Below are 24,524 nucleotides of genomic sequence, written 5' to 3'. Positions count from 1 at the left end.
CGCGCCTCGCTAGGCCTCGGCGCCGAGATGGTCCCCGATCTTGTCCAGAGCAACTTCGATCTGCGTGCCTGAATCCAGGTCGCGTATCGTCGCTACGCCTTTTTCGAGTTCCGTCTCGCCGATGATCACGGCGTGGCTGGCACTGACTTTGTTTGCCCGCTTCATGCGCTTTCCGAGATTGCCCGAATAGCCCATTTCGACAGAGTGGCCCGCCTTGCGCAAGTCGTGCGCGAGCTTGATCGCTGCGATGGTCGCGGCCTCGCCGACCGGGATCAGGGAAAACGGCCGTGCCGGAGCGGCAGGCGCCTCGATCATCATGGCGATCCGTTCGATACCGGCTGCCCAACCGACGCCTGGTGTCGTGGGGCCGCCCATCATTTCGACCAACCCATCATAACGGCCGCCAGCCATAACTGTACCCTGGGCGCCGAGCCGGTCGGTTACGAATTCGTAGGCGGTGTGACAATAGTAATCGAGGCCGCGCACCAGCCGGTCGTTCTGTCGATAGGGAATGCGGACGGCATCGAGTCCCTGTTTGACCGAGCCATAGAAATCCTCGGACGCCGCATTGAGATAATCGCCGAAGGAGGGGGCGTCCGCGACGATCTTGCGGTCGCCCTCATCCTTGCTGTCGAGGATGCGTAGTGGGTTTGCCTCCAGCCGCCTCAGACTGTCTTCTGACAATCCGTCCTTGTGGCCCATGAGGTACTCGACCAATGCACCGCGATAGGCCTGACGGCTCTCCGTGTCGCCAAGCGTGTTCAGCTCCAGAACGATGCCGTCGAAGATGCCGAGTGCGTCGAGGATATCGGCGCCAACCGTGATCACTTCGATATCGGCCTGCGGTGTCGGCACGCCGATAAGCTCGACGCCGATCTGGTGGAACTGACGCTGGCGGCCTTTTTGCGGGCGCTCATAGCGGAACATTGGGCCCTGATAGAACAGCTTCAGCGGCAGGTCCTGGGTCAGCCCGCCGGAGATGAAAGCACGCGCCACGCCTGCGGTACCTTCCGGGCGCAGGGTGATGCTTTCATTGCCCCGGTCGGTGAAGCTGTACATCTCCTTCGAAACGACATCCGATGTTTCGCCGAGAGTCCGGGCGAAGACTTCCGTGAATTCGAAGACTGGTGTCTGGATCTCGCTGAAACCATAGCGGCCAGCTGTCGCTAGTGCCGTCTCGACTACATGGCGATGCCGCCGCGCATCCTCACCGAGGAGGTCGTGGGTGCCACGAACGGGCTGCAACTTTGCCATGATTGAGGTCCTTTCAAACGTCCCCGAAAACCGACAATTTGCCGGGGAGGCTCGGTTTATGCCGCGTTTCCGTCCCGGATTCAAACGGATGCGGTGTTTTGTGGTGGTTGGATAGCCTTTAAAGGGTTAGGACGCCGCCGGAGAAACGATCCGGGCTGGGCTGTCGTCTGCTTCTGCCAGTTCCTTCTCGATTTCGGCCGCCTTTTCCTCGACGAGAGAGACCAGATGGTCGACGACATTGTCGTCCTTCAGACGGTGATGCGGCAGGCCTGCGACATAGACCTGATGAGTCCCCTTGCCGCCACCTGTGAAACCTATATCGGTCTCGCGCGCTTCGCCTGGCCCGTTCACAATGCACCCGATCACCGAAAGGGTCATCGGGGTTGTGATATGCGCGAGCCGCTTCTCCAGAATCTCGACGGTCTTGATCACGTCGAATTGCTGGCGGGCACAGGACGGGCAGGAAATGACGTTAACACCGCGATGGCGCAGGTTGAGTGACTTCAGAATGTCGAACCCGACCTTCACTTCGTCCACCGGATCCGAGGATAGTGAGACCCGGATCGTGTCGCCGATGCCGCTCCAGAGCAGCATGCCCATGCCTATGGAGGATTTGACGGAGCCGATGCGGAAGCCTCCGGCCTCGGTGATCCCGAGATGCAGTGGGTAGTCACAGGCGTCGGCCAGCCCCTGGTAGGCGGCGACGGCAAGGAAGATGTCAGACGCTTTCACGCTGACCTTCATTTCGTGGAAATCGTTGTCTTCCAGGATGCGGATGTGATCGAGCGCGGATTCGACCATCGCTTCGGGGCATGGCTCGCCGTATTTTTCCAGAAGGTGCCTTTCAAGGCTGCCGGCATTGACGCCGATCCGCATTGAGCAGCCGTGATCTTTGGCAGCTTTCACCACTTCGCGGACTCGCTCGGCGCTACCGATATTGCCCGGATTGATCCGCAGGCATGCTGCGCCCGCCTCGGCGGCTTCAATGGCGCGCTTATAGTGGAAATGGATATCCGCGACGATCGGCACGGGGCTGGCCTTGCAGATTTCCGGCATTGCTGCGGTCGAAGCTTCGTCCGGGCAGGAGACGCGAACGATATCCGCACCGGCATCGGCGCAGGCCTGGATTTGCGCAATGGTCGCCTTGGCATCCGATGTCAGGGTATTCGTCATGGTTTGCACCGTAATCGGCGCATCGCCGCCGACCAGCACATTGCCGACGGAGATCTGACGGGATTTACGTCTGAAGATATCGCGGTAGGGCCGCACGCTCATGGGATCGATCCGCTCGCTGTACTCGCCACTGCGAGATGGCGTTCCGGGTCTTATAAAGCAAGCAGGTGCCGCAGGTAAACGGCGCCTTCAATACGATTGAGGAATGTTGGCGTCAGTCTGTGACCGTGTAAGTCAACAGGGTTTCGTCCAGCGGGATGTTGCGGGCGATTTTGCCGAACGGTCCAAGGCTTGGTGCCTCCGATCCATTCACGGAAATCTTCAGAGCCCCGGCATTTCCGGTGAAGAGCTTCAGACCGGTGCGGGATGGCACCTCATATTGCTCGCCCTTGCGAAGGATACGGGTCAGTAGCGGGGTTGCATCAGTGCCCCGGACCTGAACCCAGCTGTCATCCGTTGCGCTGATCACGATAAACGGTCCTGCCACGGCGGAAACCGGTTTCGGTTTGCTGTCGATTGCCGCCGCTTCCGCTTCGACGACAGAGCGGCTGGTTGTAGCCGCTTCCTGCACGGGTACTTCAGGAATGCCAGGAATGTCGGTTGTTCCAGGCGTAGGGCCAGGTACGCTGGCAATCTGCTCTACAGTCTCCGCTGCAGGTGCCACCGCTGCAGGTGTTGTATCGTTGGAGGCGGGAGTATCGATTGTTGGCGTTGCCTCCGAGACTGATTCTGTTCCCGCGACGGCAGCAGTGACCGTTTCGTCGTTCGACGGGGCGGTCGGCGACGGGGCGGCCGGTATTTCGGTCTCGGTATTAATCGCTGCGGCAACTTCGGGCGTAGCGGCGACTGTCTCTGTTGCTGCGGGCGCCGTTTCCGAGGTTACTACCGGTTCCGCAGGTGCTGCGGGCTGTTGAGCAGGTTCCTGGCTCACCGGCGCAACGGTTGCTGCCTCGATCACGGACTCTGTCTCTGTGGGCGACGTTGCTGCTGCGGAGGCGTTTGGCGCCTGTGTCGCGGCGATAGCTGCGGCCGGTTGGCGCGCAACTGTGGCGTTTTCTATTGCTGCGGGAGTGTCGATTGCAGGCTCTTCAAGCAGGAAGGCAAGACGGTCCGGGATGCCCGGCGTCAGATCGGAGACTGCGGTTTCCGCTGTTGAGAAATAATACCAGCCGCCATAGCTGATCGCCGCAAGCAGAACGCCGACAAACACCATTGCTCCACCTGGCACTTTCCCCTCCGGTGCGGGAGAAGGAAAGGACAGCTGAGTCGGTTCTTGAAGCTTTTTGGCTTCAGCCTTGAAATCGGCAATCAAGGTGTCTGGGTCAAGGTCCAGAAGCTTGGCATAACTGCGAACATATCCGATGGCATATGTCAGTCCTGGAAGGTTGTCGAAATCGCCTTCTTCCAGTGCTTGCAGATAACTGCGCTGAATTCGTAACTGCTGGGCGATGTCCTGAACAGTAAAGTCTCTTTCAACACGGTGCTGGCGCAACATCGCACCTACCGCAGAGCCGCCCCCTGCTTCGGTGCTCAGTAAGAGCTCTGCCGCCCTGGAACTGGTCGCCTTGGGGGAAATATCCAGAGACACGTCGGCCACTTTCGCCGTCACCGAAGACGTGCGTTCAATGGTTATTGGCTTCGCGGCATCTTCGATATGCCGAAGTCTCAACTTTTCTTTTGCGCTCATATCATCCACGACCTAATTGCCCGCGAATATTGCGTCTTCCTCAGCCCACAATTTCAGCAGTAACTATTTCGAAAAACTGACTGCGTCACCATGGAGTAACCAGGCTTGAAAGCCAAGTTAGAATAAATTCTCCAATGAATCAATGATCTATTCGGATTTTTCCATCCGAAGACTCACGTCGGTACCTGATGATCGCGGGCAAATGCTTTCAGATTCTCCACCAGCCTACCCTCGCGGGTTTCTAGTAAATGCGACATAAGGTCTTGCAAGTCATTGTAATTAAATGATCTTATTGTTTCTTTGACGGGGCCGATCGATGCTGCCGCCATGGACAGTCTGTGATATCCAATTCCGACGAGAGCCATCGCGCCGATTCGCGATCCGGCCATCTCTCCACATAAAGTCAATGGCTTACCGTGCTTTTTACATGCATTGGATATATTTCTGAGGAGCCGGAGGAAGGGAACCGAGACTGCGTCGTAACGATGGGTTACGCGATGGTCTCCACGGTCAGCTGCAAAGAAAAACTGTTGTAGATCGTTGCTGCCTACAGAGAGAAAGTCGACACGTCGCAAGATTTCGGGAAGTTGCCACGCAAGAGAGGGAACTTCGAGCATACTACCAAGACGCAGTTTTGCTGGCAGTTCTTCGCCAAGGCGCAAGGCGCGTTCGAGTTCTCTGTCCAGAATAGAACGCGCTGCGTCGAACTCCCCCACGGTGGAGACCATAGGGAACATCAGGTCTACTGGAGCGCCTGCTGCGGCCCGCAAGATCGCGCGAACTTGGTTGCGCAGGAGGCTGGGGTGATCGACGGATATCCGGATTGATCTCCAGCCGAGAGCCGGATTGTCGCCAGGGTCGTGGCCGAATGCCTGAATGTTCTTGTCGCCACCTGCATCCAGAGTGCGGAAGGTGACAGGTCGACCGTTGGCGGCATCGAGGACACGGCGATAGACGTCCGTCTGTTGTGGAACGTCCGGAATGTCCCGGCGCACCATGAAGGGTATCTCTGTCCTGTAGAGCCCGATCCCTTCGGCACCAGTGGCGTCGATCTGCTGTAGGTCGAACATCAAGCCGATATTCAGCAACAGACTGATGTCGACCCCATCCAGCGTGCGGGCCGGCTGATCGCGAAGTGCCTGATAGCGCGCCTTGGTTTCGGCCCGGGCGCGCAGACCAGCATGGAAGGATTCCTGAACATCTTCAGTTGGCCTTAGCAAGACCTGGCTGCTGTCGGCATCGATGATCAGGCGGTCGCCCGGGTTAACCTCGCTCAACAGGCCCGGAATGTTCCCGAGAACCGGGATGTCCAGAGCCCTTGCGACAATGGCGACATGTGCGGTTGCCGAGCCTTCCTCAAGGATGAGGCCGGCGAGGTGCGTACGGTCGTAGTCGAGCAGCTCCGCCGGGCCCATGGAACGTGCGACCACAATATAGGGCTGTTCGTCGTCAAGGGCGCTGGCAGCGTCGCCATTCTCTTCCTCGTCGGCAAGCTGAGCGAGTAAACGGTTTGTCAGATCTTCGAAATCGGCCAGGCGCTCGCGCAGATAGGGGTTCTGGACTGAGCCGAGGCGGGCGCGCATGTCGGCGCGCGAGCGTTGGACCGCCGCCTCTGCGGTCAGGCCGTTATCGATCGCGTCATTCATCCGTGTCAGCCAGCCACGGTCATGGGCAATCATCCGGAAGGTTTCAAGAACGTCACGATGCTCCCCGGCTTCGGCGAGATCGGGAGCTGAAAGCAGCGCGTCGATGCGTGAGCGCACCCCCTGCATAGCACTGTCGAGACGCTCCTTTTCAATCGCCGGGTTGTCGGCAACGACACGGCGGATTGCCGTGCTCTGTCTGTGGAAATGCGCAACTCCGATGCCAACGCCAGGTGCGACGGTCTGACCGGCGATACGAACGGGTGCATCGTGCCTGCTCTCCTGCCCGTCGAGTACGCCGTTCGCGAGCAGTTCCGCCAGCACCATGGCGAAAGTCTCGAGCGTTTCGATTTCTTCGTCAGAATATTGCCGGCGGGAGCGGTTCTGGACCACCAGCACGCCGAGCACCCGATCGGCGCGCATCACCGGCACACCGGCGAGGGACTGGTAGATCTCTTCCCCGGTTTCCGGGAAATAGGCGAACTTGGGGTGGGACTGGGCGTCCGATAACGCAAGCGACTGGGCACGGGCGGCGATGTCGCCGACAAGACCCTCGCCGAAATGCATCAGCGTGCGGTGGACTGCGTCTTTATTCAGTCCCTCGGTGGAGCAAAGCTCCAGCAGATTGTCGGACCGGCGGACATAGATCGAGCAGACCTCCGCCGCCATGTCGGCGCCGATGATCGAGGTGATGCTGTTAAGGCGTTCCTGCGGTGCGCGCGTATCCGCCATCACATCGCGCAGTCTGCGCAACATGGTGCGGGAGTTGCGGCCGAAGCCGTTTTGCTCGACCGCCGCCGTCATGCCTCAGCTCGCCGGCGGCCCGTCGAGGCCGTATGCGGTGTGAAGAGCCCTGACCGCGAGCTCTGTATATTCGGCGGCGATCAGAACGCTGACTTTGATCTCCGAGGTCGAGATGACCTGGATATTGATGCCTTTGTCGGCCAGTGTGTGGAACATCGTCTTGGCAACGCCGGGCTGGGAGCGCATGCCGACGCCGACGACCGAGACCTTGGCAACATTCGGGTCCGCGTTGATTTCCTTGAAGCCCAGTTCACCCTTCAGCTTTTCCAAAACCTGACGAGCACGTTCGAGGTCGGTCTTGCCGACGGTGAAGGTCATGTCGGTGGTGTTGCCGTCCTCGGTCACGTTCTGGACGATCATGTCGACATTGACTGCTGCGTCAGCGAGGCTGCCGAAGATCGAACCGGCAATGCCCGGACGGTCCGGAACGTGACGCACGGTGACCTTGGCTTCTTCCGGGCTATATGCAATGCCGCTGACGATTTGCTGTTCCACGATCTCATCCTCATCACAAACCAGGGTGCCGGGAGCTTCAATGAAGCTGGAGAGCACCTGAAGCCTTACATTGTGCTGCATAGCGAGCGCGACGGAGCGCGTTTCCAGCACTTTGGCCCCTTGAGAGGCCAGTTCCAACATTTCCTCGTAGGTGATCCGGTCTATCTTCTGGGCTGCCGGTACTATCCGAGGATTGGTCGTATAGACCCCATCGACATCCGTGTAGATGTCGCAGCGGTCAGCGTTGAGCGCTGCGGCGAGCGCGACGGCCGATGTATCGGAACCGCCGCGACCGAGCGTTGTAATTCTGTTGTCCGGCCCAATGCCCTGGAAGCCCGCGAGGACGGCGACCTGACCTTGCTCGAACCGTTTGACGATCTCGCCGGTCTCAATGTTCTCGATCCTGGCCTTGCTATGCACCCCATCGGTCCGGAACGGCAACTGCCATGCTAGCCAGGAGCGGGCGTTGACGCCGATATTCTGCAAGGCCATCGACAATAAGCCGCTCGTCACCTGCTCGCCGGTTGAGACGATGGTGTCGTATTCACGAGCGTCATGCAGCACGCTCATCTCGCGCGCATAGCCGACCAACTGATTGGTGACGCCTGCCATAGCAGAGACAATGACGGCCACTTCGTTGCCGGCATCGACCTCTTTTTTGACCCGCAGGGCCACATTCTTGATGCGTTCAATATCGGCGACGGACGTGCCGCCGAACTTTTGCACGATACGCGCCATTTCGTTCCGCTTTTCAGGAGTGTATCCCCAATGCCCGAAACCGGAACGCGAGCGTTCCTTATGGCTCCCGGCGGGGCTATACATAGCGATACGTCGCTGTCCGGGCAAGACCGGGCTCGGTGTTGAATGGAGAGCCCATGAACCAGAAGAATGTAATTGCGAGCACGATCGATCCGGAGGATGTCGCCCGCTTCTCCGCAGTGGCGGCGGAATGGTGGGATATGCAGGGACCATTTGCGCCGCTGCATAAATTCACACCGGTCCGTCTTGGATTGATCAGGGAGTGGTTGAGCGACCATTTTGTTTTGTCCGAAGCCGCCGAGACTCCGTTCAACGGCCTGAAACTGCTCGACATCGGATGCGGTGGCGGCTTGATCTCGGAGCCGCTTACCCGGCTTGGCGCGACGGTGACGGGGATTGACGCCGATGCACGGACCATCGGAACCGCACGGTTGCACGCTGAGCAGACAGGCCTTGAGATCGACTACCGGGTTTCTCTGGCAGAAGATCTTGCGGCTGAAATGCCTGGGGCGTTCGATGCGGTGATTGCCTCCGAGGTGATCGAGCATGTTGCCGACCCCGCGCTTTTTGCGGCGTCTCTCGCCAGCTTGGTTCGCCCGGGCGGTGTTGTCTTCGTAACCACGCTCAATCGCACCATGAAGTCACTTTTGTTCGGGAAGTTCGCAGCTGAATATGTCCTGCGCTGGGTTCCGGCAGGCACGCATGACTGGCGGCAATTCCTGACACCGAATGAACTGGGCGCATTGTTGTCGGAAGCTGGGTTGGTTTTGGCGGAGAAGACCGGTATCCGGTTCGATCCGCTGGGCGATTCATTCGAGCGATCGTCGGATCTGGGTATCAATTACGCCATGCTTGCCATTCGTCCGGAAAGCGCCTGATCAGGCGTCGCTTTTGGGCAGCCAGGGAATGGCGCCGAACTCGATTCCTTCGTCGCGCAGGGCCTCGGCTTCGGTAGGGCTGGTTTCTCCGTAGATGCCGTGCGGATCTTTTTCGCCGTAATGGATCTTACGTGCTTCCTCGGCAAAGTCCTTGCCGACATAGTCGAAATTACTCTCTACCTCAGAGCGGAGTGCGGCGAGTTTTTGACGAATCTCGATCGCTTCCGGCGGCATTTGGTTGATCGTCGGTACGCTATCGGTCTGCGGCTGCTCGCTGTCACCTTTCTTCTTGGAGGAAGAGACGTTGGGAGCCATCAGGGCCTTGGAGACAGAGGACGAGCCGCAGCTTGGACACAGCAGCAGGCCAGCGTCTGCCTGTTTGTCATAGGCAGCACTATCGCGAAACCAAGCGTCGAAGCTATGGTCCTTATCGCACCGCAATCTGTATTTGATCATTCAACTGATCCACTGTCGTCCTGTCGGCCATCTAATAGTTCACGGAGCTATCAGGTAGCATGCTGTCGGAATAGTGTAATAATTGCTAATAAGCCAGTGTGTCGTTGCGCGGGGGACAGAGTATGAGCGATCCGGACGACAAGACCCTCGGGCAGCGGGACGCGGCCCATCATCTGCATCCTTTCACGCAGAACCGGGAACTCTCGGATGCGGGCGGACCGACCGTTATAGATCGGGGCGAGGGCTGCTACCTCTGGGATGATCAGGGGCACCGCTATCTCGACGCACTCGCTGGTCTGTGGTGCGTCAATGTCGGGTATGGCCGCAAGGAGCTGGCCGATGTCGCCGCACGGCAGATGCACCAGCTTGCCTACTACAATACATTCTTTAATACGACTACGGCACCCACGGCTGAATTGGCAGAGACGCTGGCGGCTCTGATGCCGGGGCATCTCAACACCGCCTTGTTCGCGAATTCCGGCTCAGAGGTCTGCGATAGTGCGATCCGCCTTGCACGCTATTACTGGCAACTGATCGGCAAGCCGTCGAAGCGGATCGTGATTGGTCGGGAAGAGGGGTATCACGGCTCAACTCTGGCGACGATCAGCGCTGGCGGAGTGGGGGCCATGCACGCGCAGGGCGGCACCGGCATGCCGGATTTCGCCCATATTGAGGCACCGTACAAATTCCTGCACGGCTGGGACATGTCAGAGTCGGCATTTGCACAGCAGGCCGCGCATGCCCTTGAAATCAAGATCAAGGAACTCGGTGCCGAGAATGTCGCGCTCTTTATCTGCGAGCCGATTCAGGGGGCGGGCGGTCTGATTTTTCCGCCTGAAGGGTACCTTCAGGAAGTTCAGAAAATCTGCCAACAACATGACGTGCTGTTCGTTCTGGACGAGGTGATCAGCGCTTTCGGCAGGCTCGGTGCCTGGTCCGCGGCGGAACTGTTTGGCCTCAGTCCCGATTTCATTACATTGGCGAAAGGCCTGTCCTCCGGATACCAGCCGATTTCGGCGTTGATGATCTCTGACCCGATCGCGGACAAATTGCGCGACGCAGAGGGGGGGCTTGCTCATGGCTTCACCTATTCGGGACATCCGGTCGCGGCTGCCGTGGCGCTGGAAAACCTGAATATTCTGAAACGTGAAAAGTTGGTTGAGCGGGTTGCGCAGGATATCGGCCCTTATTTCCAGCGCGCGCTTGAGCGTCTCGCAGAGCATCCGCTGGTTGGTGAAGTGCGCAGCCTGGGGCTGCTGGGGGCGGTCGAGCTGATCCAGGATAAAGACCGGCATATCCTGTTCGATCCGCCAGGCATCGTTGCCGCAGTCTGCCGTGAGAACCTTAGGGAGCGGGGCATCATCGTCCGCGCGGTTCGGGATACATTGCTTATCGCGCCGCCGTTCGTGGTCACGCATGATCAGGTCGATGATATCGTTGATACGCTCGAAGCGGCTCTGGAGTATATCAGCAAAGAACTGGGGATCATCGCTGAGGAACAGAAGGTCGCCGAAGCGGTTGAGCATTCGACGCAGCCCCTTGCCGGTAAGGTCGCGCTTGTCACTGGTGCTTCCCGTGGGATCGGCGCGGAGGTCGCACGGGTTTTCGCCCGAGCTGGAGCCACTGTTTTTCTGCTCGCGCGGGATGCAGTTGGGCTGGCCGCCCGGCAGGCTGAAATCGAGGCGGAAGGCGGCACGGCGATGTCAGTTCAAGCCGATCTCAGTCGCCCGGAAGGGATGGCGGCGCTCCTGGAAGCCATCGAGCGTAGCGGCGGGCGGCTTGATGTGCTTGTCCTCAATGCCGCGCTGCTCGGGGATTTGAAGCCCTTGCCGGACATTGAAGATGCTACTTGGGACCGGGTGATCGATCTCAATCTCAATGCGGCCTTCCGGGTTTTGTCAGTGTTGCATCCGCTGCTGGCAGCGTCCGAAGCTGGTCGGTGTATTTTTGTGACTTCTGGCGCAGCCCGGAACGCCCATGCGGACTGGAGCGCCTATGCGGCGAGCAAGGCCGGTCTTGAGGCCATGATGCGTGTTTACGCTGAGGAAAACCGAACTTTCGGCATCCAGGCCAATGCCATCGACCCAGGTGCGATGCGTACCGGCATGCGTGCCACGGCTTTTCCAAACGAGGACCCTGGCTCGGTTGCTCCGGTAGAGGCGGCCGGGCCGGTATTCCTGCGACTAGCGGTTCCGGATTGCTCGTTTTCCGGAGCGGTCATCCCCATTCTTGATACGGCCGAGGCAGCTGAATGAGCGGTGCGCGCGTTGAATCGGGACCGATGGCGGCGGTGTCAAGTTGGGTCAAGCGTTTTTCTGAGCTGGTGCCTAAAGACGTTGAGATCCTCGATGTTGCGTGCGGCGCGGGGCGTCACGGCCGGTTCTTTCGTGATCGGGGAAATCCGGTTGTCATGTTGGATCGGAACATCGCACCCGTCGCCGATATGGCCGCCGACCCGGACGTTCAGCTTGTCGCATTCGATTTGGAAGCTGGAAGGTCCTGGCCACTTGTCGACCGACGGTTTGGCTGCGTTGTCGTGACGAACTACCTGCACCGGCCGATCATGCGAGACATCGTTGCGGCCGTTGCTCCGGATGGCATGTTGATCTACGAGACGTTCGCCAGAGGTAACGAAGCTTTTGGCCGGCCGAGGAACCCTGATTTCCTGTTACATAATGAAGAACTTCTGACTTTGTGTAGACCTGAACTCAGGGTTATCGCATTTGAAGACCTGACAGTCACCGTTCCGGCGCCGGCCTGTATTCAGCGGATCGCGGCGATCAGAAATATGCCCCAGATAGCTGATATTTAGTCTCATGCGCTGTTAGGCATGGTGGATAACACTGAAGACTCATGATTGAAAAATACCCGTATGCCCTACGGAGCGTTGCGAGGCTTGGCCTTGTCACATACGCTTTGGTGCTATGCTGAGAGGATAATCAGCGTTTAAAATATCGTGAACGGCGAGAGGTGGGCCGGATCTGGGTGATGGCTGGAACCGGCACGAAAGGAACAGGGGATGGCTTGAATGGTATCGGACGATGAAAAAAACATCGTCGGCCATCCATAGCCACGGCGCATGGCAACGCCGAGGGAGGGGTTTATGATTTTGGATTTTCAGTCAGACAGACGTTTCGCGCAGACAGAGCATTTGTCTCCGGTGCTTCGGGATCTGAGAGTCTATTGGGACTTCTCCCGTGCTAAGTTGACCCTTCCACTCTCCGAGAACCTGTTTATCTCAGATCTTGTCGACGAAATGCCCTATGTGCTGCTCGTCTATGGAGAAAAATCCAGATTTCAGGTTGAATTCACGGGCGATGCCGCCGCCGGATTGCTCGGCGGTCAGGTGATAGGCGCGACAACAGAGGCTGGCGGCGGTTTGCCGGACGAACTAACCAGCTGTATTCTTACCGCAGCAAAGAGTCAGGAACCGGCTTCGGGTTCCATTGGTGGAATGCAAATCCTTTGCTTGCCGTTCAGCGGAGAATTCGGCGAAGTCGATGTTGTTCTGGTCGGTCTCGTCAGTGTCGAGAATGAAGCGGCTCACATTGGTGGGACTGTCATTTCACTCGTTCGTTAAGGCGTTTATCAACGCGCGCTAAAGTCGATGGCGCGCGATCAGAGTTTCCCGTGGCATTGCTTGTATTTTTTACCTGAACCGCAGGGACATGCAGCATTCCGCGGAACCTTTCCCCATGTTGATGGATCCTGGGGATCAATGCTGGCAGCGCTCTGCCGGGACCGGACCATGGTTTCCCCGTCTGCTGAATCATCATCCGCACCTGGAGAGGTAAGGGCAGGGTCTATGCGGCCCTCGTGCATTTCCCGATCCGCGCGTTCCGCCGCCATGCGGGCTTCCATTTCTTCGGGCGTCGCCTGGATGCGGATCTCAAGATGGGAGAGGACGCCGCAGACAGTCTCGCGCAGACCGGTCAGCATGCCGTCGAACAGGTTGAAGGCTTCGCGCTTGTATTCGTTCAGCGGGTCCTTCTGGGCATAAGCGCGCAGGTTGATACCCTGGCGCAGGTGATCAAGCGAAAGCAGATGTTCTTTCCACTGCTGATCCAGGATCTGCAGCAGTAGGCTCTTCTCAGCCATGCGCAGCACTTCCGGGCCGTAATTCGCGGCTTTTTCTGCCATTGCACGATCAGATGCCTTGGTGATGCGTTCGAGGATCTCCTGGTCGGCGATGCCTTCCTCGTCCGCCCATTCGGTAACGGGCAGATCGAGGGCGAGTAGCCGGAGACATTCCTCGTGCAGGGCCGGGATATCCCATTGTTCGGAATAGGCGCCTTCCGGAATGCAACGGGCAACCAGATTTTCGATCACCTCGTGCCGCATATCGGCGACAGTCGCCGCGATCTCTTCGGCGCGCATGATATCCTTGCGCTGCTCGAAGATCACTTTGCGCTGGTCGTTCATGACGTCGTCATATTTGAGAAGCTGTTTGCGGATGTCGAAGTTACGGGCCTCGACCTTCTGCTGGGCTTTTTCGAGCGCCTTGTTGATCCAGCTGTGGACAATGGCCTCGCCCTTTTCCAGGCCGAGCCGCTGAAGCATGCCGTCCATGCGCTCTGAGCCGAAGATTCGCATCAGGTCATCTTCGAGCGACAGGAAGAATTTGGACGCGCCCGGGTCGCCCTGACGGCCGGAACGGCCACGGAGCTGGTTGTCGATACGCCGGCTTTCATGTCGCTCGGTACCGATGACATAGAGGCCGCCAGCCTCCAGAACCTTTTGTCTCGCCACTTCGACCTCGGCGCGGATAGCCTCGACCTTTGCCGGATCTGCGTCTTCACCGAGTTCGAGAGCGATCCGCATGTCTGCGTTGCCGCCGAGCTGAATATCGGTGCCGCGGCCTGCCATGTTCGTGGCAATGGTGATTGCGCCCGGCTGGCCAGCCTGGGCGACAATCGTCGCTTCTTGTTCATGGAAGCGTGCGTTGAGGACCTTGTGCTCGATCCGCCGCTTGTGCATCAGGCCGGAGAGCAACTCGGACTTCTCGATAGACACCGTGCCGACCAGCACTGGCTGACCCTTTTCGCGGCATTCCGCGATGGTGTCGATGATGGCGTCCCACTTCTCCTCGGCCGTGCGATAGACCTCGTCGTCATGGTCTTTCCGGGCGATAGTAACATTGGTCGGCATCTCGACGACTTCGAGATTGTAGATTTCAGCGAACTCTGCGGCCTCTGTCATGGCCGTGCCGGTCATGCCGCCGAGCTTCGGATAGAGCCGGAAATAGTTCTGGAAGGTGATTGAGGCCAGAGTCTGGTTCTCGTTCTGGATGGTCACCTGTTCCTTGGCCTCAAGCGCCTGGTGCAGACCCTCGGAATAGCGTCTGCCTTCCATCGCCCGGCCGGTGAACTCGTCGATAATGACGACCTTGTCGTCCTTGACGATGTAGTCCGTGTCCTTGGCAAAAAGATGGTGTGCACGGAGCGCCTGGTTGGCGTGGTGAACCAGAGAAATGTTATTGATGTCGTAGAGCCCGCCTTCTTCCAGCATACCGGCGGCGCTTAGCAGCTCTTCGATATGCTCCTGTCCGGCCTCTGTGAAGGCGACGGTGCGCTGCTTTTCGTCCTTTTCGAAGTCTTCCGGAACGAGTCCGGGGATCACGGCATTCATGGCGGTATAGGTGGCGGAGCTGTCTTCGGCCGGGCCGGAAATGATCAGCGGAGTTCGTGCTTCATCGACCAGGATCGAGTCGACTTCATCGACGATAGCGAAATTGAAGTCGCGCTGGACCATATCTTCCAGGCGGAACTTCATGTTGTCCCGCAGATAGTCGAAGCCGAATTCGTTGTTGGTGCCGTAGGTCACATCTGATGCGTAGGCCGCCTTACGTTCCGCGTCGGTCAGGCCGTGCACAATGCAGCCGGTCGAAAGACCAAGAAAATTGTAGATCTGGCTCATCCAGCCAGCATCACGTTTGGCCAGATAGTCGTTCACGGTAACGACGTGGACGCCCTTGCCCTCTATGGCGTTCAGGTAGACCGCGAGTGTGGCGACAAGGGTCTTGCCCTCGCCGGTCTTCATTTCCGCGATCCGGCCCTGATGCAAAACGAGTCCGCCGAGCAACTGGACGTCGAAATGCCGTTGTCCGAGTGTCCGCTTGGCTGCCTCGCGAACGGTCGCGAAGGCTTCCGGCAGGATGTCGTCGAGACTCTCCCCCGCTTTCAGGCGCTCCCGAAAGGCATCGGTTTTAGCGGCCAGCGCCGCATCGTCGAGCCCTGCGAAATCCGGCTCAAGCGCGTTCACCGCACTGACCGTCTTCTGCAAACGTTTCAGTATCCGTTCGTTTTCGGAACCAAAGAGGGCCTTGGCGAGTGAGCCGAGCATGCCGACCTCTGAAAAGGTAATGGATATCCGGGAAGTCCCCGGCTGGCTGACAGATAGGGGGTCGCGCAAACTCTGTCAACGCAGGCGGTCAGTAGGGGCATATGAGGGACGGCGCTTTTCCTCGGACAGAATGTATGCGCCCCACTTGGCATTCGAAACGGGATTGACTGTGCTCTGATGTTTGATCGGTATGCTGATGAACCCTTCAGGTAAAGGGTTCGGGGCTTGTATCCACTCCAGTATTGCGGTGATGTGGCCGTACTGGGCGACACCTAAGGTCGATACCTTCAATCATATGCGCTGGAGCAACTTCGAGGATCACATGCGGATCGCTATCATCGGAAATGCAGGTAGTGGCAAGTCAACGCTCGCCGTGAAACTGTCCCGGCAGCTCGACATTCCCGTGTGCGAAATTGACAAATTACTTTGGCAAGAAGGCTGGGTGCCCGCACCAAGGGTGTTCTATGAGGAAGCTCACAATAGTGTAATCAGAGACGATAATTGGATAATAGAAGGTCTCGGGATGCTGGAGACCATTGATCAACGTATCGATCGAGCAAATCACGTTATTTTTTGCGATTTTCCACTATGGCAGCACTTCTGGCTCCTGGCGGAGCGTCAACTAAAATGGGCGCATGGGACATTGGAATTGCCGCCAGGGGGGCAGAAAAAAATGCCCCCGACGCAGGCCTTATTTGAAACGGTCTGGAGAGTGGACCGAGACTGGATGCCAACAATCCGTGGCCTTGTTTCGGACGCGAGACAGCAGAAGTCAGTCCAGATCATCGCCTCTTTTGAGGAACTGGAAAATTTTGAGTTTGTGCGGGAGTGACTGTTCGTGATGTCGCCCAAAACTAAGGATTTTGGGGATGTGAATTATGATGGCGCACAGTCTGGATTGACGGCCCCATTGTTGAGATACCAGGTCTTATTGTCTCGTGCCTCATCCAGTAATGCCGCATCACGCTTTGGCATCAACCGAGTGGGGCCCAACAGTTTAATAGGTTATTCTGAGAAAATCCTGCGGGCGAGCAGAATTCTGGATGTTGCTGTCACAAAGCAGAGTGCTCCGAAACCCCACGCTAAGGGGGCGAACAGTGCGGGGAAAAGACAAAGGAGGATGAAAAAACCGATGGTTTCGGTCCCCTCCAGTAGCCCGCCTGTGAAATAGAGAGATTTAGGGCCGCGCTTCGTATTATCCATCTTGTGTTTTTCGGCCAGGATTGCGTAGCCGAGAAAAGTCGCGCCATTGAAATAGAAACTGGTGAGCAGCCATGCGCCTGCGGCCCCGTTGATAGCCGGGTCGGTCCAGACAAAGGCCAAGGGCACGGCGCCGTAAAACAGAAAATCACTCGTGATGTCGAGGAAACCTCCAAAGTCAGTTTTCCTGCTCGCGCGGGCAACTGCACCGTCGAGGCCGTCCGCCAGACGGGAAAGAAGGAGCAGGACAAGTCCGCAGATCGGATATTCCAGCGCGATCATTGCAGCGGCCGAGATGCCGAGAACGAGTCCGGCGACGGTCACGCTGTCGGCACCGACTGCGTGCCGCGCAAGTGCGCGTCCCGCAGCATCCAGTGGCGGATCGATTAGGGGTCTGACAAAAGCATCAAGCATGGCTGACTTCGGTTGTTTGACCTGAGCGACTCTTTCCAGAGCGCGTTAGTTAGTGCGGTTCGATGAACCGGCAAAGATGATGTTTAGCTCACTGTGCGGTATCTGGGGGCAGATTCCGATTACATGATTTCCGACCATGTACTAGCACTGTTCCAAACTGTTAGTGCCGATACGGGGAGTGCGGTCGTATGAGACTTTCGGATTGCCATAATTTTCATGATTTTCGCGCGTTGGCGCGCCGCCGCCTGCCTAGCCCTATCTTCAACTATATAGACGGCGCTGCTGACGACGAGGTGACCTACCGGCGCAATACGGAGAGTTTCGAGCGCTGCGATCTGGTGCCGAACATCCTGCGCGGGGTTGAGGATGTCGATATGTCGGTGACGGTGATGGGGCAGAAGCTCGCCATGCCGATCTATTGCTCGCCAACGGCCCTGCAGCGGCTCTTCCATCATGACGGCGAGCGGGCTGTGGCCGCGGCCGCAGACAAGTTCGGGACCATGTTCGGAGTTTCGTCCCTCGGCACGGTCAGCCTCGAGGAGCTGAGAAAGAAGCACAACAACCCGCAATGCTATCAATTCTACTTTCACAAGGACCGTGGCCTGAACAAGGCAATGATGGAGCGGGCCAAGGAGGCTGGCATCAATGTCATGATGCTGACCGTGGACAGCATCACCGGTGGCAACCGGGAACGTGATCTCCGGACCGGCTTCTCCATTCCCTTCCGTCTGACGCTCGGCGGCATGCTGCAATTCGCCATCAAGCCGATGTGGGGCATTAATTACGTCACGCACGAAGCCTTCAAGCTCCCGCAGCTGGACGAACATGTCGATATGGGCGGTGGCGCAATGTCGATCGGGCGGTATTTCACAGAAATGCTCGATCCCTCGATGACCTGGGACGATGTCGCGAAGATGGTCGAGCTTTGGGACGGGCAGTTCTGCCTTAAGGGCGTGATGTCGGTCGAGGATGCAAAGCGTGCGGTCGAGATCGGCTGCACCGGCATCGTGATCTCGAACCATGGAGGCCGTCAGCTCGACGGTTCACGCGCGCCGTTCGATCAGCTGGACGCCATCGTGCAGGCGGTCGGCGACCGGATCGACGTCATCATGGATAGCGGTGTGCAACGCGGCACCCACGTACTGAAGGCGCTTTCGCTAGGTGCCAAGGCCGTTGGGGGCGGGCGCTTTTATCTCTATCCGCTCGCGGCTGCCGGTCAGGCTGGTGTCGAGCGAGCGCTGACTCTTATGAAGGCGGAGATCGAACGGGACATGCGGCTGATGGGCTGCAGCAGCGTCAAAGACCTGACGCGAGAGTCTGTGGCGTTTCGCTGAAACCGCCAGGGCTGTGTTGTGATCCCGGCCATGTCCCGGGAGGGCGTTCCGCCGCTATGAATCGCAGGGTGCCGCAGAGTGCTCGCGGTATGGGTGTGAATTAAATTTCAATGTGTGATATATTAGATCTTCATTTTAAAGAAAATCGAATCCTGGAGATGATTGGAATTTACGATTAATTTAGATTAAAATTCGTTAATGCATCTGTTGCATTACCTAGAAAGGGTGAGCGCATGATTGATCGGATCACCGGGTACACATCCGGGGTGATCGCGCCGACAGCAGGGCGGGCAAGCCGCCAGGTTGCTGGAGAGGCGCTCAATCAGAGAGTTTTGCCGCGCCGCGACAAGCAGCGTGACGACCAAGGTACGCGTGATCAGAAACCCAAGCGTGATAGTAATCAAGGCGATGGGAACGAAAACGTCGTCGATGTTCATCTTTCCAGCGAGGCGGCTTCAACGTCCGCGCCCCAGCACGCCCGGCCGAGGTCGCCCTATGCAGCAAATGCCTATGTGAATGCGCTAGTCCCATCTGCCGCATCGAGCACTGACGACGTGCTGATTTCCCGTTCGACGGCGGTCCTTTTGACCGAAGATCTCAGTGGCCTTATCCGCCGTGCCGTCAGTAATGTTGGGTTGCTTGTGCATGGCTTGATGCGGGTCCCGGACAATGCGGCGCATGATGTCGAACGGCGTTTTCATATAGCCGCGCTGAGTGCGGTGCGAGTGGGGCGGGAGCGCTATCTCCAGAAAGCGGGCAGTGCGAGCAGTAGCCCGCTGGGCCTCACGTTCGAAAATATTTCCGTGCGCTATGACGGGCTGCGTGGTACGGCGGCAATCGAGATCGGGGCGGCAGATTTTCTGGACCGCATCGATATGCGGGCGACCGGGGTTGTGTTTGATGTGCGCGGTAGCGCAGCAGTGCATGATGTGCGACCGGGTATTTTCGTCGATACCGGCGCTCATGGAGCGGCCATCGCCAACGGGATCATAGAGACAGTGCGGCGGGATCTGCCGCATTTCGGCGGCAGCGATGATACTGAAGGCGCCATCGTCCTGATCCGCGCCGATAATAGCGATTTGTCGAACCACCGTTCTCCGGCAGAGTGGTTACGTTTCGATCTTATCCTGCCGTTTCGCGCACGCTGATTTCAGGAGATACACGTGCGCCGCTACCCTCGAACTTGTCATACTGCAGGCTGCAAACGCGCCTTGCCGCTCTTTGGGTGATCTGATAGGGCTGCTCGTCGCGCGGAAGCCGGGCTCTCGCGCCATTTTCAGAACAAAGCGCGGGCCGATGGTCCGGTGAAAGGCGCCTTAATGAAACATCTCTACTTCCGGCCTGCATTTTACGTCCCGGCCTTGCGCCTCTCGCTAACGACACTGCTTCCTGCTTTGGCTCTGCCCGTGCTGGTTCTGACCGCAACCCTTCCGGCCGCCGCGCAGACCACTGGCACCACGCCGGAAACTAAGCCTCTCGATCAGGCAGCCATCGACCCGGCGACCACCGTCGTTGCGACCGTTGGCGGCGAGCCGATCTATCTCTCGGAAGTCCTCCAGCAGATCCAGCAGTTGCCGCAGCAGTATCAGCAGGCGCCGATGGAGCAGATCTATCCGCCAATGCTGGATCGGGCGATTGATACGCGTCTGATTGCCAAAGCGGCAAGGGAAGCGGGAATTCAGGACCGTGACGAGGTCAAGGTGCGGGTGAAACGGGCTGAAGCCGACATCATTTCCGAGGTCTATATGACCGATATTGTGAAGGATGCGGTGGACGAGGACACGTTGCGCAAGCGCTACGAAGAGACGATCAAGGGCGGCGCCGATGCCGGCGAGGAAGTCAAAGCCCGCCATATTCTGGTTGCCAGCGAAGATGATGCAAAGGCGATTATCGAAGAGCTGAAGCAAGGCGCCGATTTTGCGGAGCTCGCGGCCGAAAAATCCACCGGACCGTCCGGCTCCAGCGGAGGAGATCTTGGTTACTTCACTGCCGATGCAATGGTTCCGGCGTTTTCCGAGGCCGCTTTTGCCATGAAGGCGGGCGAGTTCACGGAGGTGCCTGTGCAGACCCAGTTCGGCTGGCATGTCATCAAGGTCGAAGATCGGCGCGCCCTGCAGCCGCCGAGCTTTGAGCAGGTGCAGCCTCAGTTGGCGCAGGATCTGACCCGCGAGATCCTGACCAAGGCTGTCGAGGCGCTTCGCTCTGGAGTCGATATCGAGCGTTTCGGGCCGGACGGCTCCAAACTCCCGGCGCAATAGTCTTCCATCGAAATCATTTCCGTGGGACCATGACCATGACCATGACCATGACCGATCAGGTTTCGCCGCTTGCTCCGGACTCCTTTCCGACGCTACCGGCAATTGCCGGCGTGCGTACGGCCACAGTCTTGTCCGGAATAAAATACAAAAATCGGGACGATGTTTTGGTTGCCGAGCTCGCGCCCGGAACCACTGTCGCCGGAACCTTGACGCGGTCCACCACGCCGGGTGCGCCCGTCATCTGGTGCCGGGAAATCTTGGCCAAAGGCAGTGGGCGCGGTCTGGTCGTCAATGCCGGTAATGCGAATGTTTTCACCGGCGCTGTCGGGGATGCGGCTGTGCGCGAGACGGCGTCCGCGGCGGCTGGCATTCTTGGCTGTTCACCCGACGAAGTGTTCATCGCTTCGACCGGTGTGATCGGCGAGGTCCTGCAGCATGACAAGATCATCGCCAAACTGCCGGATGCCAAAGCCAAGCTGGCCGAAGGTGGCTGGGACGCTGCGGCGGGATCTATCCTTACGACAGATACCTTTGCTAAGGGTGCCAGCGCTACTGCGGAGATCGACGGCAAGACTGTGACCATCTCTGGTATCGCCAAGGGTTCCGGCATGGTTCAGCCGAACATGGCCACCATGCTGAGCTTTGTTTTCACTGATGCGGCAATCCCGGCGGCAATTTTGCAGGAGGTGCTCTCTCCGGCGGTCGACAGGACCTTCAATTCCATCACTGTCGACAGCGATACCTCGACCAGCGACACCTTGCTCCTGTTCGCGACCGGTGTTGCTGGGAACGCGGCTCCCGCCTCGGCGTCGGATCCAGCACTTGACGGTTTCCGGCAGGCTTTGGAAACAGTTCTGCGGGAACTGGCTCTTCTTGTCGTTCGCGATGGTGAGGGTGCGCAGAAACTTATTGAGGTTCGAGTCTCCAGCGCCGCCTCAGACGAGTCTGCGCGCAAGATTGCGCTCTCCATCGCCAATTCGCCTCTGGTGAAAACGGCAATTGCGGGCGAGGACGCGAACTGGGGGCGGGTCGTTATGGCGGTTGGCAAGTCGGAGCAGCCGATCGATGTCTCCAAGATCAGCATCGGTTTCGGCGGGGTGGATATAGCGGTCGGCGGCAAGCTGAACCCGGATTACGATGAAGCGCCTGTCGCTACCCATCTGAAAGGGCAGGAAATCGGCATTGATGTCAGTGTTGGAGTGGGGGAAGGTACTGCCACTGTCTGGACCTGCGACCTGACCCACGGCTATATCAGCATCAACGCGGATTATCGCAGCTAGGTTTCGGTACGATGGAGAGCGTGACGACGGAGCGGCTGGCCTTTCGGGCTCCGGAGCTTGCAGATGGCGACGCACTTTTTGAGCTGATGAACGATTTCGACATCGTCAAATATCTGACATCGGTGCCGTGGCCCTACACCCGTCCGGACGCTGACGCTTATATCCAGCGTGCCCGGACCGGACGTGCAGAGAAAGATGGGCTCTATCATCTCGTCCTCGATCGGTCGACCGAAAATCCTGTCGGGACAGTAGACCTGCGGTTCGATCCCGAAGAGACGGCTCATTTCGGCTATTGGCTTGCAACACCTGTTTGGGGGCGCGGCTATGCCAGCGAAGCGCTTGCTGCCGTGCTTGATTTCGGCTTCGGAACGCTCGGCCTGAAACGGATCTGGGGTGCGGCGATGCTGGAAAATCCCGCATCGATACGGGTTATGGAGAAATGCGGACTTGCTCATGCAGGTATATGCGGGTGCAGCGTCCGAATTTCGGAGATGAGGTCGACATGATGAAGTTGGAGCTGCTGCATTCTGACTGGCAGGCGCGCGGCGGAAAGGCCATGCCGGCATGAGTGACAGCGCATCGAAGCCGATCATCATGGTTGTTGCTGTTGGGTTGATCGACGCTGATGGCCGAATCCTGCTGGCACAGCGTCCCGAGGGCAAGTCGATGGCCGGGCTGTGGGAATTTCCCGGCGGTAAAGTGGATCCGGGTGAAAGCCCGGAGGAAGCGCTGATCCGCGAATTGCAGGAAGAGCTCGGCATCGACACGAAGGAGAGCTGCCTTGCGCCCTTCACCTTCGCGTCGCATGCCTATGAGGACTTCCACCTGCTGATGCCGCTCTATCTTTGCCGCCGCTGGTGGGGAGATGTCTCGCCGCAGGAAGGGCAGGCGGTCAAATGGGTGCGTCCGATGCGTCTGAAGGACTACCCGATGCCGCCTGCCGATGTGCCCCTTGTGGCGATGCTGCAGGACTATCTCTGAGCCAAATCAGCCTCGTCCGATAAAGGGCATCTTGGTTGCCATCACCGTCATGAACTGGACGTTCGCGTCGAGTGGCATGCGGGCGATGTGAACCGCCGAGCTGGCCACATGTTCCACATCCATGCGGGGTTCCATTTTCATGGAGCCGTCCGCTTGCGGCACGCCCTCGCCCTTGACCATACGCTCGGTCATCGGCGTTACCGCATTGCCGATATCGATCTGGCTGCAGACGATGTCGAAGGCGCGGCCATCGAGGGATATCGACTTGGTTAACCCTGTGATGGCGTGTTTGGTCGAGGTGTAGGGCGCGGAATTCGGCCGCGGCGTATGCGCCGAAATCGAGCCGTTATTGATGATCCGCCCGCCCTGGGGTTTTTGGGCCTTCATCATCGCCATGGCGCGCTGTGCGCAGAGGAATGAGCCGGTGAGATTGACGTCGACGACGGCCTGCCATTGTTCGGCGGTCAACTCGTCCATCGGGATAGCCGGTGTGCCCATACCAGCATTGTTGAACAGCAGATCAAGTCGGCCGAAAGCCTTTTTCAGCGCATCGAACAGCGCATCCACCTGGGCCACCTTGCCGATATCCGCCGGCACCGCGAGCATGGCTCCGCCGCCCGAATGGGCCATGGCGGCAGTTTCTTCCAATGGTTCCAGCCGGCGACCGGCGAGAACGACATTGTAGCCTTCCTTCTGGAATGCCAGCGCGACTGCCCGGCCAACGCCTGTTCCAGCCCCGGTTACGAGAGCGGTTTTTCCGTTCCCTGACATAACTTCCTCCCATCGTTATAGATTTTGTGAGCGGGAGTGTGTCGCGATGGGCGCATCTTCGCACGCAGAAAAACGAGAAGACTGCCGTGTCAGCTCGGATCGGGTCGCCGTTCGTCAGCGGGGACTTCCGGTAAGAATGGGCTGATCATGAGATCCGGGTCCTGCGCTTCCTTGCCGGGCGACTGCTCCACGCTCGCTTCTTGATAGAGCCGGTCGCGGGTTTCGTTCAGCTTCAAGGCTAGGTACTTACCGTCGGCGCGGGTCATCTCGAGTTGCCGGTTTTTCAGCTCGGCCTCGAGATTGTGAATATCTTCTATAGAGGCTTTTGTCGCAGGCATTTTATCAAGTTTTTCGACCGTATCCTTGATCCAGTCGATGGATTTCTGACGGATTTGCTGTGCTTCGAGAACAAGCACCGACAGGCGATCAAGGATGTAGCCAATCTGCTCTGTCTTCTGCTCTCCGCAATAGGGGATGATTTTCTTCAGGTAGTCGAAATCTTGCTGGGTCAGCTGATAGAGCTTCTTCTTGAAATAGGTGAATTCGAGGTTTTCGACTGCCATCCCGCCTTTAAGCCGCGCCAGAATGTTTATCGGTGCGTTTCCGCCGGGAATTTTTGAACAGTCTTCGTCATTGACGTCCTGTGGGGGCTCGTCAGGCGGTGGCTGTTGCGCTTTCACCGCCGGCAGCGCTGCCATTTGCAGACCAAGCACCGCCAGGATCGCGAGGACCGTCATCCGGGCCGATTTCCCGTAGCTGGTCATTGGAACATCACCCTTTCTGACGTCCGAATTG

At 58.3% G+C, this 24,524-nt stretch carries 21 protein-coding genes; 11 read left to right on the top strand and 10 right to left on the bottom strand.

Annotated elements, in window-relative coordinates; translation table 11 throughout:
- Window positions 1-9: 9 nt before the first annotated feature.
- The 5 genes from hisS to ABJ076_RS04440 all read right to left on the bottom strand — a co-directional run bounded on the left by hisS (window position 10) and on the right by ABJ076_RS04440 (window position 7,794).
- Window positions 10-1,254: a histidine--tRNA ligase gene (gene hisS / locus ABJ076_RS04460; RefSeq protein ID WP_348190368.1), complete on the bottom strand. Its 1,245-nt coding sequence runs from the start codon at window positions 1,252-1,254 to the stop codon at window positions 10-12.
- A gap of 126 nt (window positions 1,255-1,380) precedes the next feature.
- On the bottom strand, window positions 1,381-2,529 hold the full coding sequence (gene ispG / locus ABJ076_RS04455) for a flavodoxin-dependent (E)-4-hydroxy-3-methylbut-2-enyl-diphosphate synthase (protein WP_348190371.1): 1,149 nt from the start codon (window positions 2,527-2,529) through the stop codon (window positions 1,381-1,383).
- A 112-nt stretch (window positions 2,530-2,641) separates the two neighbouring features.
- Window positions 2,642-4,114, bottom strand: a complete 1,473-nt coding sequence (locus tag ABJ076_RS04450; RefSeq protein WP_348190374.1) for a RodZ domain-containing protein — start codon at window positions 4,112-4,114, stop codon at window positions 2,642-2,644.
- Between the two features lie 173 nt (window positions 4,115-4,287).
- The gene (ptsP, locus tag ABJ076_RS04445) at window positions 4,288-6,561 is read right to left on the bottom strand and encodes a phosphoenolpyruvate--protein phosphotransferase (protein WP_348190376.1); all 2,274 of its coding nucleotides are present in this window, start codon (window positions 6,559-6,561) and stop codon (window positions 4,288-4,290) included.
- Between the two features lie 3 nt (window positions 6,562-6,564).
- Window positions 6,565-7,794, bottom strand: a complete 1,230-nt coding sequence (locus ABJ076_RS04440) for an aspartate kinase (protein ID WP_348190379.1) — start codon at window positions 7,792-7,794, stop codon at window positions 6,565-6,567.
- 137 nt (window positions 7,795-7,931) lie between these two features.
- Here ABJ076_RS04440 and ubiG point away from each other — a divergent pair, with 137 nt between their 5' ends.
- Window positions 7,932-8,693, top strand: coding sequence for a bifunctional 2-polyprenyl-6-hydroxyphenol methylase/3-demethylubiquinol 3-O-methyltransferase UbiG (ubiG, locus tag ABJ076_RS04435; RefSeq protein ID WP_348190382.1), 762 nt, complete (start codon window positions 7,932-7,934; stop codon window positions 8,691-8,693).
- Here ubiG and ABJ076_RS04430 read toward each other — a convergent pair whose 3' ends face one another.
- Complete coding sequence (locus ABJ076_RS04430) at window positions 8,694-9,149, bottom strand: DUF1178 family protein (protein WP_348190385.1); 456 nt, start codon at window positions 9,147-9,149, stop codon at window positions 8,694-8,696.
- 122 nt (window positions 9,150-9,271) lie between these two features.
- Here ABJ076_RS04430 and ABJ076_RS04425 point away from each other — a divergent pair, with 122 nt between their 5' ends.
- From ABJ076_RS04425 to ABJ076_RS04415, 3 genes are all read left to right on the top strand, one after another.
- Complete coding sequence (locus ABJ076_RS04425; protein WP_348190388.1) at window positions 9,272-11,404, top strand: aminotransferase; 2,133 nt, start codon at window positions 9,272-9,274, stop codon at window positions 11,402-11,404.
- A complete protein-coding gene (locus ABJ076_RS04420; RefSeq protein WP_348190391.1) occupies window positions 11,401-11,961 on the top strand; it encodes an SAM-dependent methyltransferase in 561 nt (186 codons plus the stop codon). Before ABJ076_RS04425 ends, ABJ076_RS04420 begins: the two co-directional genes overlap by 4 nt.
- Before the next feature lie 291 nt (window positions 11,962-12,252).
- A complete protein-coding gene (locus ABJ076_RS04415; protein WP_348190393.1) occupies window positions 12,253-12,729 on the top strand; it encodes a hypothetical protein in 477 nt (158 codons plus the stop codon).
- 38 nt (window positions 12,730-12,767) lie between these two features.
- Here the strand turns inward: ABJ076_RS04415 and secA are convergent, their stop codons facing one another.
- Window positions 12,768-15,491, bottom strand: a complete 2,724-nt coding sequence (gene secA / locus ABJ076_RS04410) for a preprotein translocase subunit SecA (RefSeq protein ID WP_348190396.1) — start codon at window positions 15,489-15,491, stop codon at window positions 12,768-12,770.
- A gap of 190 nt (window positions 15,492-15,681) precedes the next feature.
- Here secA and ABJ076_RS04405 point away from each other — a divergent pair, with 190 nt between their 5' ends.
- Entirely contained in the window at window positions 15,682-16,323 is a 642-nt protein-coding gene (locus tag ABJ076_RS04405) for a hypothetical protein (RefSeq protein WP_348190399.1), read from the top strand.
- 173 nt (window positions 16,324-16,496) lie between these two features.
- Here the strand turns inward: ABJ076_RS04405 and ABJ076_RS04400 are convergent, their stop codons facing one another.
- Window positions 16,497-17,105, bottom strand: a complete 609-nt coding sequence (locus tag ABJ076_RS04400; protein ID WP_348190402.1) for a CDP-alcohol phosphatidyltransferase family protein — start codon at window positions 17,103-17,105, stop codon at window positions 16,497-16,499.
- Window positions 17,106-17,293: 188 nt separating this feature from the next.
- On the opposite strand from ABJ076_RS04400, the gene ABJ076_RS04395 reads away from it, so the two are divergent.
- The 6 genes from ABJ076_RS04395 to mutT all read left to right on the top strand — a co-directional run bounded on the left by ABJ076_RS04395 (window position 17,294) and on the right by mutT (window position 22,958).
- Window positions 17,294-18,439 carry an alpha-hydroxy acid oxidase gene (locus ABJ076_RS04395; RefSeq protein WP_348190405.1) on the top strand — a complete coding sequence of 382 codons (1,146 nt, stop codon included), beginning with the start codon at window positions 17,294-17,296 and terminating at the stop codon, window positions 18,437-18,439.
- A 233-nt stretch (window positions 18,440-18,672) separates the two neighbouring features.
- A complete protein-coding gene (locus ABJ076_RS04390) occupies window positions 18,673-19,587 on the top strand; it encodes a hypothetical protein (protein WP_348190408.1) in 915 nt (304 codons plus the stop codon).
- Between the two features lie 171 nt (window positions 19,588-19,758).
- Window positions 19,759-20,697, top strand: a complete 939-nt coding sequence (locus ABJ076_RS04385; protein WP_348190410.1) for a peptidylprolyl isomerase — start codon at window positions 19,759-19,761, stop codon at window positions 20,695-20,697.
- Window positions 20,698-20,744: 47 nt separating this feature from the next.
- Complete coding sequence (argJ, locus tag ABJ076_RS04380; protein ID WP_348190552.1) at window positions 20,745-21,977, top strand: bifunctional glutamate N-acetyltransferase/amino-acid acetyltransferase ArgJ; 1,233 nt, start codon at window positions 20,745-20,747, stop codon at window positions 21,975-21,977.
- Window positions 21,978-21,988: 11 nt separating this feature from the next.
- Entirely contained in the window at window positions 21,989-22,483 is a 495-nt protein-coding gene (locus tag ABJ076_RS04375) for a GNAT family N-acetyltransferase (protein ID WP_348190413.1), read from the top strand.
- A 58-nt stretch (window positions 22,484-22,541) separates the two neighbouring features.
- On the top strand, window positions 22,542-22,958 hold the full coding sequence (gene mutT / locus ABJ076_RS04370; RefSeq protein ID WP_348190416.1) for an 8-oxo-dGTP diphosphatase MutT: 417 nt from the start codon (window positions 22,542-22,544) through the stop codon (window positions 22,956-22,958).
- A 6-nt stretch (window positions 22,959-22,964) separates the two neighbouring features.
- Here mutT and ABJ076_RS04365 read toward each other — a convergent pair whose 3' ends face one another.
- Complete coding sequence (locus ABJ076_RS04365; protein ID WP_348190418.1) at window positions 22,965-23,729, bottom strand: SDR family oxidoreductase; 765 nt, start codon at window positions 23,727-23,729, stop codon at window positions 22,965-22,967.
- A gap of 89 nt (window positions 23,730-23,818) precedes the next feature.
- The gene (locus tag ABJ076_RS04360; RefSeq protein WP_348190420.1) at window positions 23,819-24,493 is read right to left on the bottom strand and encodes a hypothetical protein; all 675 of its coding nucleotides are present in this window, start codon (window positions 24,491-24,493) and stop codon (window positions 23,819-23,821) included.
- Window positions 24,494-24,524: the final 31 nt, after the last annotated feature.

Source organism: Nisaea sp. (genome assembly GCF_039990255.1).
GTDB lineage: Bacteria > Pseudomonadota > Alphaproteobacteria > Thalassobaculales > Thalassobaculaceae > Nisaea.
The sequence above is the reverse complement of the archived record's forward strand: the minus strand, read 5'-3'. Positions and strand labels throughout refer to the sequence as shown.